The organism is Candidatus Symbiothrix dinenymphae (assembly GCF_001431085.1).
In genome coordinates, this window is sequence record NZ_BBRU01000168.1 from 1 (window position 1) to 11,362 (window position 11,362).

10 protein-coding genes and 1 pseudogene are annotated in these 11,362 nt (G+C 46.7%); 2 read left to right on the plus strand and 9 right to left on the minus strand.

The genetic code is table 11. The features are described from left to right. Together ASC50_RS02470 and ASC50_RS02475 are read left to right on the plus strand one after the other, a co-directional pair. Positions 1–799: pseudogene (locus tag ASC50_RS02470) on the plus strand (gfo/Idh/MocA family oxidoreductase); the annotation flags it as partial. 20 nt (positions 800–819) lie between these two features. Next, positions 820–1,674: a 3-keto-disaccharide hydrolase gene (locus ASC50_RS02475; protein WP_056928652.1), complete on the plus strand. Its 855-nt coding sequence runs from the start codon at positions 820–822 to the stop codon at positions 1,672–1,674. 37 nt (positions 1,675–1,711) lie between these two features. Here the strand turns inward: ASC50_RS02475 and nth are convergent, their stop codons facing one another. From nth to ASC50_RS02520, 9 genes are all read right to left on the minus strand, one after another. After that, complete coding sequence (nth, locus tag ASC50_RS02480) at positions 1,712–2,350, minus strand: endonuclease III (protein ID WP_055432635.1); 639 nt, start codon at positions 2,348–2,350, stop codon at positions 1,712–1,714. Between the two features lie 116 nt (positions 2,351–2,466). Continuing rightward, the gene (pheS, locus tag ASC50_RS02485) at positions 2,467–3,486 is read right to left on the minus strand and encodes a phenylalanine--tRNA ligase subunit alpha (protein WP_055432634.1); all 1,020 of its coding nucleotides are present in this window, start codon (positions 3,484–3,486) and stop codon (positions 2,467–2,469) included. An 870-nt stretch (positions 3,487–4,356) separates the two neighbouring features. Continuing rightward, complete coding sequence (locus ASC50_RS02490; RefSeq protein WP_055432632.1) at positions 4,357–4,656, minus strand: hypothetical protein; 300 nt, start codon at positions 4,654–4,656, stop codon at positions 4,357–4,359. A gap of 73 nt (positions 4,657–4,729) precedes the next feature. Next, on the minus strand, positions 4,730–5,722 hold the full coding sequence (locus tag ASC50_RS02495; RefSeq protein ID WP_102134485.1) for a nucleoside hydrolase: 993 nt from the start codon (positions 5,720–5,722) through the stop codon (positions 4,730–4,732). A gap of 67 nt (positions 5,723–5,789) precedes the next feature. Further along, a complete protein-coding gene (locus tag ASC50_RS02500) occupies positions 5,790–6,758 on the minus strand; it encodes a nucleoside hydrolase (protein WP_306301697.1) in 969 nt (322 codons plus the stop codon). 53 nt (positions 6,759–6,811) lie between these two features. Further along, the gene (locus tag ASC50_RS02505; RefSeq protein ID WP_158648308.1) at positions 6,812–7,888 is read right to left on the minus strand and encodes a glycoside hydrolase family protein; all 1,077 of its coding nucleotides are present in this window, start codon (positions 7,886–7,888) and stop codon (positions 6,812–6,814) included. Between the two features lie 28 nt (positions 7,889–7,916). Further along, positions 7,917–9,209: a DUF4998 domain-containing protein gene (locus tag ASC50_RS02510; RefSeq protein WP_158648309.1), complete on the minus strand. Its 1,293-nt coding sequence runs from the start codon at positions 9,207–9,209 to the stop codon at positions 7,917–7,919. A 35-nt stretch (positions 9,210–9,244) separates the two neighbouring features. Continuing rightward, positions 9,245–10,576, minus strand: coding sequence for a DUF4959 domain-containing protein (locus ASC50_RS02515; protein ID WP_056928655.1), 1,332 nt, complete (start codon positions 10,574–10,576; stop codon positions 9,245–9,247). Positions 10,577–10,635: 59 nt separating this feature from the next. Then, a partial coding sequence (locus ASC50_RS02520) for a RagB/SusD family nutrient uptake outer membrane protein (protein WP_158648310.1) occupies positions 10,636–11,362 on the minus strand: 727 nt, incomplete at its 5' end.

Sequence of the window (11,362 nt, forward strand, 5' to 3'; positions counted from 1 at the left end):
GCCATTTATCATCCCTGGAATTGGCGCGGCTGGTGGAATTACGGAACCGGCGCATTGGGCGATATGGCTTGCCACATCATGCACCCGATTTTCAAAGGATTACAATTAGGTTATCCGACAAAAGTACAAGGAAGTTCAACTTTATTATTGACCGATTGCGCTCCTACGGCACAAAGCGTACGCTTAACGTTCCCCGAACGCCCCGCAACAGGCATCAAGAGTTTGAAAAAATTCCCCGAAGTGGAAGTATATTGGACAGACGGCGGTATCCTTCCGGCTTTGCCGAAAGGTTTTTCCGGCAGATAAACGATTAGATATCGACGGTCCGGTGATTTTCCACGGTAGCAAAGACACCTTGATTTGCAGCTGCAATGGCGGTTACCCCTGGTTGCTTTCAGGCAGAACACCAAACGTTCCGCCAACACAACGCGAAGTCACTCTTTCTCACGAAATGGATTGGGTACGCGCTTGTAAAGAAAGTCCCGAATCGCGAGTGAAACCGGCTTCCGATTTCAGCGAAGCAGGTCCTTTCAACGAAATGGTGGTAATGGGCGTGTTGGCTGTTCGTTTGCAATCCTTGAACAGAGAATTACTTTGGGATGGTCCGAATATGCAATTCACCAACATTCCGGCAGAAGCAACCATTCGCACCGTTGTCGAAGACCAGTTCTCCATCAAAGATGGTCACCCGACGTTCAATCAAATCAGGACAGACCCGGTAAACGCGCAAGCATTTGCCGCCGAACTTATCAATCACAAGTATCGTGCAGGCTGGTCACTGCCGGAAATGCCGAAGTAACAATTATAAATTATACAAAGATGAAAAAGTTAAATTATTTATTGGTAGGGTTGCTGGCTGTTGCAACATTGACAACGGCTTGCAAGAAGAAGGCGGCAGATGCGGCAGAAGGTGCGGCATGCTGTAGCAAGTCTGAAACAGAGGTTCCGGAAGCCAACGGCGTTCCGGCGTATGCGATTCTCAACAAACCGCAAGTTGATTTGAGTAAGTTTGCGAAGGACGGCGACTGGATTGTGCTGTTCGACGGCAAATCGTTCAAAGGCTGGAGGGGCTACAACAAAGATGCTATGCCCTCGCGTTGGGTTATCGAAGACGGGTCCATCAAATTCAGCAAGTCAGGCGGCGGCGAAGCGCAGGAGGCTGATGGTGGCGACATCATGTTTGACTACAAATTCAAAAGTTTTGAGTTGAGTTTCGACTGGAAAGTGGCGAAAGGCTCCAATTCAGGTGTCTTCTTCCTGGCGCAGGAAATCAAGGGGCAACCCATCTACATTTCCTCACCGGAGTACCAGATTTTGGACAATGCCTATTATCCGGATGCGCATGGCAACCTCAAATCGGCTTCGTTGTTCGACATGATTCCGGCTGCTCCGCAAAATGCCAAACCGTTTGGCGAATGGAACACGGGTGGCATCCTCGTTTACAAGGGCACCGTTGTGCACAAACAAAACGGTGCAAATGTGGTCGAATACCACCTCTGGACACCCCAATGGACAGAACTGCTGCAAAAAAGCAAATTCAGCCAAGCAAAATGGCCGCTCGCTTTTGAACTGCTGAACAACTTGGGCGGAGCCAACCACGAAGGCTACATCGGCTTGCAAGACCATGGCGGTGATGTGTGGTATCGGAATATCCGCATTAAGATTTTGGAGTAAAGCGGGGTTTGGGATTGTGGTTCAGACAAATCGTGGTTCAGACTCCCACCTCATTCCGTTCGCACAGTGGAAACAATCCGCAACCTTCGCATTTGGGTTTGCGGGCGATGCAGACGTAGCGACCGTGCAAAATCAGCCAGTGGTGGGCTACAGACCAGTATTTCTTGGGGATATAGTTGGTGAGTTCGCGCTCCGTTTCCAATGGTGTTTTGGAATTGTTGGTGAGACCGATGCGGTTGGCAACGCGAAAAACGTGCGTATCTACCGCCAATGCAGGCACGTCAAAGGCGACTGAAGCAACCACATTGGCTGTCTTTTTGCCCACGCCGGGGAGCGTTTGGAGTTCGGCGATGGAGCCCGGCACTTTGCCGCCGTAGTCAGCAACCAATTTTTGCGCCATACCGACTAAATGCTTTGCTTTGCTGTTGGGGTAAGTCGCCGTTCTGATGTATTCAAAAATTGTTTCGGGGTTGGAAGCCGCCAGCACTTCGGGCGTCGGGAAGTCGCGAAACAAGGGTGGCGTGATGATGTTTATGCGCTTGTCAGTACATTGAGCCGCCAAAATGGTAGCAATCAGCAGTTGGAATGCGTTTTCATAATGCAGTTCGCTTTTAGGAAGCGGCATCTGCGTTTCAAACCACTCTATCACTTTCTTATATCGTTCTTTTTTTGTCATCTTTTTTGTTATCTGTCATTGCGGGCTTGACCCGCAATCCCCCGCAATACATTGCTTCGTTGCCCAACATTCGGCTCTCTTTCAGGGGATTGCGGGTCAAGCCCGCAATGACGATGCTATGTAGCAGCCTCAAACTGTTTCAAAAATCGCACATCATTTTCGGAGAACATGCGGAGGTCTTTTACTTGATATTTCAGGTTGGTGATGCGTTCGATGCCCATTCCGAGTGCGTAGCCGGAATGGATTTTGCTGTCGATGCCGCAATTTTCCAATACATTGGGGTCAACCATGCCGCAGCCGAGAATTTCTACCCAGCCGGTGTGTTTGCAGAACGGGCAACCTTTGCCACCGCAGAGATTGCAACTGATGTCCATTTCCGCGCTTGGCTCGGTGAAGGGGAAAAAGGAGGGGCGCAGGCGAATTTTCGTGTCCGAGCCAAACATTTCTTTCGCAAAAAACATCAACACCTGCTTCAAGTCGGCGAAAGACACGTTTTTGTCGATGTAGAGGGCTTCCACCTGGTGAAAAAAGCAGTGCGCGCGGTACGAAATCGCCTCGTTGCGATAGACGCGTCCCGGACAAATGATGCGAATCGGCGGCGGAGTCTTCTCCATCACGCGCGTTTGAACGGACGAGGTATGTGTCCTGAGCAGCGTGTCGGCACCGTGCTGTACAAAAAAAGTGTCCTGCATATCGCGTGCGGGGTGGTCTTCGGCAAAATTCAGCGAGCCGAACACATGCCAATCGTCTTCTATTTCGGGACCTTCGGCAATCGAAAAGCCCAAACGCGCAAAGATGGTTTCAATTTCGTGCTTCACTATGGAGAGGGGGTGGCGCGTTCCCACATGGTAGGGGTGCGCGGTGCGGGTCAAATCGAGTTCGCTGCCGGCATCGCTGTGGTCTTCGAGGCTCACTTTCAGGGCGTTGAATTTATCCTGCGCCTCTGTTTTCAGCACGTTGAGACGTTGCCCGATTTCGCGTTTTTGTTCGGCAGCCACCTGCCGAAAATCGTCCATCAGAGCCGACACAGCCCCTTTTTTGCTCAAATATTTGAGGCGCAACTGCTCCAATTCGTCCGCATTGTGCGCAGTCAAATCCCTGATTTCATCCAAAAGTGCATTAATTTTATTTATCATATATCCTTGCTTTTTTTCGGGGGCAAAGTTAGTAAAAAATTGCTTACGAAATTTTGGGGGCAGAAAATCGGACTAAATCTTTTTTTTCAGGTGCTATGTTTTGCAAACGGTGTTTTTGTCCCGCAGGGACAAATATACATAGCCTTTTATCCCTACGGGTGGGGTGTTAAAAAGATGGATGTTTTATGAATATTGTTCGTTCATCATTTGTTTTTATCCCGTAGGGTGGGGTGTTAAAAAGATGGATGTTTTATGAATATTGTTCGTTCATCATTTGTTTTTATCCCGTAGGGATTGTAGCTCGGTAGAAAATAGAATCGCCCCACCCCCCATTTCAGCATCCCGTAGGGATGCAACCGATTGCGGATTATGTTGCATCCCTACGGGATGCGGGGAGAAGGAGAGGTATGATTTTCTACCGAGCTACAATCCCTACGGGATAAAAACAATTTTAAAATTACCGGAAATTGCATGACACGATATTGCTGTCCCGTAGGGACAAAATGTTGGTAGAAAATGCCCATCCCCCTACCTCATTCGTGCCGTAGGTACGAAATATCAATGTCGGTGTATCATATTCCGTCCCTACCCTACGGGATGAAAACAGAACGCAAAAATTTCATCCGATTGTAATCTGTTTGACACCCCACCCTACGAGATGCAGAAATGCAGGGCATTCCATAACTAAACTCTAAACTCTAATAACTAAACTCTAATTCTACCGAGCTATAATCCCGGGATAAAACACCGTTTGCGAAATAATAGCACCTGAAAAAAAAGATTTAGCCCAAAAGGATGCCGTAGTGATATTTGCAGACAAAAGATTATCAAGATAATCGCGGTCTTGGTAATTTTTTTATTCAGTGAAAATCAATTTAAGCATAACTCCTCCGGCGAATAGACAGGATAATTATATTTTTCAAGTAAAACATTGTAACGCACATCGTTAGCGTCTTCGGCGAGCGTGAAAGCACCTGCCCATTTTTTTGCAAAAGACAGTTCCGCATTGGAATTTTGGCTTGCCACATTCCCTTTGCCGTATGCAGGACGTATCGTTGCCAACAGGTATTGTATCACCTCTATTTTGCTGTCTGTGTCCAAGCCGGACAACGCTTGCAGATAATTGTCTGCAACGCGGGAATGCAATTTTGTCTGAGTTGCTGTTGCCATAATTTTTTTTTTCGGGGCAAAGGTACGAAAAAGTTGTGAGTTATGAGTTATCCGGGTCCAGGTCACCCGCCCTTTACTTCACAGCCTCATGCATCATCAAGTCCTCTATCAGTGTTGTCAGTTCTTCAGGGGAGGTTTTCCATGTCAGGTATTCGTGTTTTCCGTTGGGGTCTTCCTGCCAGCCGTTGCTGCCGTCCGGGGCGATGGTTGCTTTTCCTTTTACCGAGTTGAAATATCTGTCAACGCCGCGTGCTGCAATGAGGACAGAGGTTTGGTCCCAACTTAATCCTAAATAAGCCTTTTTTACTCGGTCGCGGGAGCATACCAAATAAGATTCATGACATGGGGAATCAATGTTGGTGGTGGCAACAAGGCGGTCGCCACTGGGTATTTTAAATCCTATTTCGTAGCCACTGAAAACAATGCGGGTTGGCCACTGCTCAAATACAATCACTGAAGCAGGCACATCCACATAAACATTGTATTCACGCCCTGAGGGAAATGCTCCCGCCATTGAGGACAAAAATTTCACCTTCTTGGCAACCAATTGTTTGCCGTCCAGAGGACTGTATTGGTCAGGCTTCGATTGCAGCAAAGCACCGAGATTTGTAAAAAAGCCGGTTGTGACTATCACTACCGAAGTGTCAGGTTGGGCAGCAAGCACCCTGCGATAGACCTTCACAGCGTCTTCGGCATCGGCAGACGAGTTTAGTTGGTGGGGGTATTTGTTTACCAACGCTTTCGTCCACGGTGTATCATGGAAGATATCCGGCTCGTTCGGTCCTGTGAGTGGGGCGCCAATAGGAATATTAGGGCGCCCATAATAGCGATTGGTCAAATCAATACAGGGAACAGACAATTCAAACATATTGCACGCAACAGTTGCCACTATCTTGAGTTCGCCACTGTCTGCCAGCGCATGAAGGATTGTCAACGCGCCCACATCACCATAGTCGGGTCCTATATCCGTATCGAAAATCACCGAAACAGGCGTATTTTTACTCTGTCCGCGCGAATAACCGGTTATTCCGCACGAATAAACGGTGAGCATGACAACCGCACACATTAGTACTGTCCAAAATCTTTTCATTTTCTTAATCATTTATTTGTTATATAATACTTTCTTCATGTTTTTATCTGGTTACAGGCAGATGCATCATGTAATTTTCGATGATGGGTTCGAGTTCTTTGTCCGTCACCTTTTGTATTAAACGGAGATGGGTTCCGTTTTCGTCTGCCGTCCAGGTATTTTTAGCCTTGTCGTTTATGTGAATAATCCCTCTTTCGGTTGAGAACCAGGGTTCAGTACCTTTAACGGCAACCAGTAAAGCCAGTTGGTCCCAACTGGGACGCCCTTGAGGTTCACCTTCTCTCATACAAATGGCGAATGCTTCTTTTACCGGATTGTTTTCTACAGGCATCTGTATCACATCTTTGCCGGTAAAAACCTTTAATCCTATCTCAAAACCACTGAAAATTATCTCGGTTGGCCAGTATTTGGCAACAGTTATTGCTGCCGGAACATCAAGACCTACATTATATTCACCTCCTTCAGGAAACCAGCCGGCCATGGATACCAGAATTTTTACTTTTTTTGCCACTAATTCTTTACCTGAAAGCGGACTGTATTTATCTGCATCCGACATTAATAAATGGTAGAGATTGGATAAGAAACCGATGGTGCAGATGACAACACTTTTGTCGGGCTGTTTACTCAGAATTTGGCGATAGAGCTTTACGGCATCCGGCGCATCCGATGATTTAGCCGTTGCATGTTTGTATTTGGTTGCAATTGTGTCCAAATAGTTACTCTGTTTCTGATAAGCTTTTCGGGATGGGGTATTTTCATCTTTCGATACGCCGACAGGAATTTCCGGACGGTTGTAATACGTGTTATAGACCTCAATACACGGAATAACATCTTCATCTCTGTTGCACGACATGGTTGCCAGGATGTTTACATCGCCATCATCCGCTAATGCGTGAAGCATCGCTATGGCGCCTACATCGCCGAAATCTTCTCCTAAGTCGGTGTCGAAAATCAGGTTTACCGGTTTTACATCGGTGTTGTTTGGTTTGCCGCAACTTACAAGGGCAACCATTGCTAAAAAGCAACTGCTTATTACAAAAAAATTCTTCATACTATCTTTCATTTTTAATCATTTATATATGAAATTTTTACCTTTGCTCTGCTTAAACATTCGAAGTTCTGTCCGTCTGCATAGTTTTTAGTTGCTGTGAAAAACATGGAATAGGTGCCGTCTTCCTCCTCAATAAGAGATAATGGAGTACGCAATCCCCCTCTGGCGATCCACCAACGTTCAATCTTGGCTGCCAAGTCGATGTAACGCATATTAGACCAATGAACACCATCATAAGAGAGCAAATATCCTATTTTACGGGCTTCAAGACCATCGACAATAGCGATATACACACCGTTTTTTAATTGCACTACAATGGGATTCTCGGCATGTGTATGTACAGGATTAAGTTTCGACATTCTTGTCCATGGACCGTCCATTTTGTCGGCTTGCGCCAAGCCTATCAGCCATTGACAATGAGCCAGATCCTGCGTGGTGGCGCTACCGTAAAAGGCATACCATTTCTTACCTATTTTATAGGGAAAAAACGAATCAAGACCTTGCAAACCTTCCCATGCATCTTTAGACGGGTCGTCGTAACGCATCAACACATTGGTCTCTTCCCAAGGACCATCAATCCCGTCCATCCCTTTTACGGTAGATACGGAATGTTGTACGATGGCATCATAGCCCATATAAAATACATTCGGCTCATTGGGCTTTGCTTTGTAGTAGATGTAAAACATGTGCCAGCGGTCGTCGTCTTCATTAAAAACCACATTAGACCCCCACACGGTAGCACGTTGTGAACTTCCCGTGAAGTCAGCATCCGATTTACAGATGGTTTCTACTCTTTGCCAGTCGATGCCATCACTTGATTTCCAATGTCCAATCTGCATTCCTATCCAATTAGGATCTCTTGCCATTTCAGCAGTGAATAAATGATAGATGTTACTGACTTTCACCACACAGCCGCTTTCAAAACCATATTTGATATCTTCCGCAAAGGGAGAATATCTGTTGATTACCGTATCATTGCATGCAATAACCTCAATGTCAATGATTTTTTCACCATTGCCAATCAAGCGGGGCTGAGGAGCGCAGGATACACATAATAGTGTATATAACACTGTTTTACTAATGTACTTCATTCTTTTATCTTTTATTTATTTTAAATTTTTATACCTTCGTAAACCGTAGAAGTTGCAAACCTAACCCTGTATTAACAAACGTTAGTTTGATTTTGTGTAGTCCCGTGCTCAAATACACAGGACGAACCATATCCGTCCACACAGCGGCAGCCCAATAGTTGTCGGTGTAAGGGAGTGCAAAGTTACCAAAATAATCCAAAAGATCAATAGTCAGGTTACCTGCGGTGTTGCCCGCACCCGTAGCATTACTAATAGAAATAAGATACTCTCCGGCATCCACCACATTCACTGTATAAACAAGCCAGTCATCGACATCTGAACCGGCGACATCATTTTGTACAGCATAACCGCTCAGAAGAGGGGCATAGCCAACATAGACTCGACAACCGGGATCGCCCCGATTCGCTCTATATGCCTGGGCTGCGCCGTTTGTATTACCACCGACTTCTTTGTGCCAAGCCTTATCCTCTCCGCCATAATCGAAGTCGCTTGCGGGAAATTCGCATACTTGGGCAGCCGAAAGTGTGTGAGGAATTTGAGTAACGCCATAAGTACCCATCAGCGCAGGAGTAACAAATGCCGGGTCAGGAAACATTCGCGTCTCGTTCATGTAATCGTCGAACGCTGACTGAGCTATCGTTGTAACTTCTATCACATCTGCAACAAGCAAGGTATCAATGCCACCCTGCGGCAATAGATGGTAAGATACGTTCACCTTAGTGGTTGCTCCGGCTGCCAAATCATGGAATATAAGCATGGGTGTATTGGATTCTTCCCTCAGTGTGTCATTGGTTTCGTCGGGATAACTGTAGCTTGCACCGCAAAAAGTGTACATATCGGGGGCTTCTATACAAATGGCAATGGCTTGCGATACGGAAGCGGAAAGTGTATTTAAAACCACCATCGCACCTTTATCTGCGTCCGTGAAAGGCTTTCCGGTGGCTTCCACCGGTATGGATTTATTGCCGTGCTCGTCTTCGGTATAAATCTTAAAGCGATAGGTGTTCGCAATGGTGAGATTACGAATGTCCACCCACGAACACACACTGTCTATCACCAATCGCTCAGTGCCGTATTCCACCACCGTCTTTTTCGCTTTCGACAGAAGCTTTGCCATCTCTGCAGCACTCGGACGACCGGGGTACAAATCAATTTCTACCCTTTCGTCACCCGCTCTCGTACCGGTCTCCACAAACGCCTGGTCGTATCCCGCAGGATACACCACTTCCTTATTGACCATCTCTTTGATGTTGTCATACATGTCATTGTTGCACGAATAAAGCGCTGCAACAATTCCTACCAAAATCATACATTTTTTCATCTTTATTTATTTTTAATTTGTAATTCGTGTTTTTTTTACTCTGCTTTTCTCCCATATAGCGTTATCTCGGACAAAGAATTAGCGCTCTGAAGACTACCGCCATAACTTTCATCAAATGGCGCAATCACCTCGTATCTGAACCAGCGAGTCGCGGGTGTAAAGGTCGCGCTGTCGGGATACATCAGGGACTCGTCGCCGAGCTTCCCCATACGGACGATATCCAAAATAGTCGCTGACGGCTCAGGCACCGGAATTTTTATCTCGCTGATTTCTACCCATTGACCGGAGGCGTCGTTTACAGGATCGTCATCATCGCCGTTCCAATAATACATTTTGTATATCCCCACATTATTAGTCAGGTAGAGATCGCCTCTGGGATTGGCGGCAAGTGTCGTCGGGTCAAAGAAACGCCTCTGATGAGTGACAATACGGCTTAGCTCGTATTTATCTCGAAGGTCTATCATAAAGTTAAAAGGAACATTTATAGGTAGATTATTAGCAAAGTAAGCGTAATTTGACGGATGCAATTCGTCATTAACGAGTCCATCAATGACAAGCTCGTTCTTCCCGTCATACACCCCCCCGTTTGACATAGCTACCCCTTCGATAAGAACGCCGGGGGCGGGCAAGACCCACTTGCTTTTGTCGAGCTGTTTATCGGTCTTCAGGCGTATCATCGTATCAATACTTGCGGTACGGTTGCCATAGAGGTCTTCAACAGTTACCTGCACACTGACCGGTTCCGATTCCGAAAGATTCAAGCCGTTGATAAATTGCCGTTCGACGTCTTTGTTTGATGAAATCACCTGACGGATAGAACGCTGTTGCCCATTATCGGGATAGCTGAAATCCACATACACGTTAACATCCCTCTGGGTGCTATCCTGCTGCACGATGCCATCCTTCTGCCACACGTTTTCCCAGGTTAGCAGTATGGCGCCGAAAGCGGGATATACGTTCAGCGAATTTGCCACTCGGCGGTAGGCAGGCTCCTCCGGCTTCACTTTAACAGACAGCACTGTCGATTGATTGCCCGCTCTGTCTAAGGCATACAACTGAAGGGTCTGTTCGGTGGTATCAGGCAAGCCGAACACCTCCAAATAAGGCGCAAAAAACGACACGGCAGACTTTATCAATTTACCGTTCGTAGCCGTAAATGAAGCCTCAATACTGATAACATCCTCATCAGCAGGAATCTCGTAAAAAATCCTGGCACCGCCGGGAAGCGCCCATACAGTATCAAACACCGGCGGCGAAGGCGGAGTAGTATCATCCGAAGAAATCCCAAACCGTCCCCCCTCCTCGCAGGAATAAAAACCCGCCACTACAACAAGCAATAAAATTGCTATTTTCCTAAAATTATTCATAATCTATAATTTTTAAATTTCTAATATCTAAACTCTAATATCTAAACTCTAAACTAAACCTACCATCCCGGATTCTGAATGAGTTTGGAATTTTTATCCAACTCGTCCGAAGGGAGTGGCCAGAGGTTATCTCTCAGTGTAAACGTGCGATCCTGCAAGAGTCTCTGCTGGAAAAATCTATCAGCATCCGTGCCGTCGTAGTTCCAACCTATTACGGGCGATGTAAACTCCTTCGGCGCTCTTTTGCATCGGAGCATATCCCAAAACCGATGTCCTTCAAAAGCAAACTCGTTACCTCTTTCGTTAAGGATAATGTCTCGCATTTTGAGTTTGTCGCGATGATTTCCATAAGCTGCCGCCGTCACATAGCTGCCGGTGTAGGCAGCTTCCACGGTTGGAATGCCCGCTCTGGCACGCACCGTGTCGATGGCAGCCCACACGCCCTCGTCCGGAGCATCCCGATACTCATTGCGCGCTTCGGCTTTCATCAGATACAAATCTGCCAAACGGATAATCGGTAGCGGATAGAACCGCATATTAGCCCATAGACCTGATTTGCTGTCGGGATGTACTACTTTTTGAGCGCCAATACCCGTCCAGAAGCGGTTAGTACCACCGTAACTGGCACCGGGATAACCGTTAAAGAAGCTCGTCGGGATTCGGACACTGTGCGCGCGCCAGAAACCGCCGGTAATACCCATATCGGCATAGAAGCGCGGCTCCCGGTCTAAATAGAGCTTAATGGTGGGTTCGTTGTGCTGCAGGAAACCGAGAAATTCTTTGGTT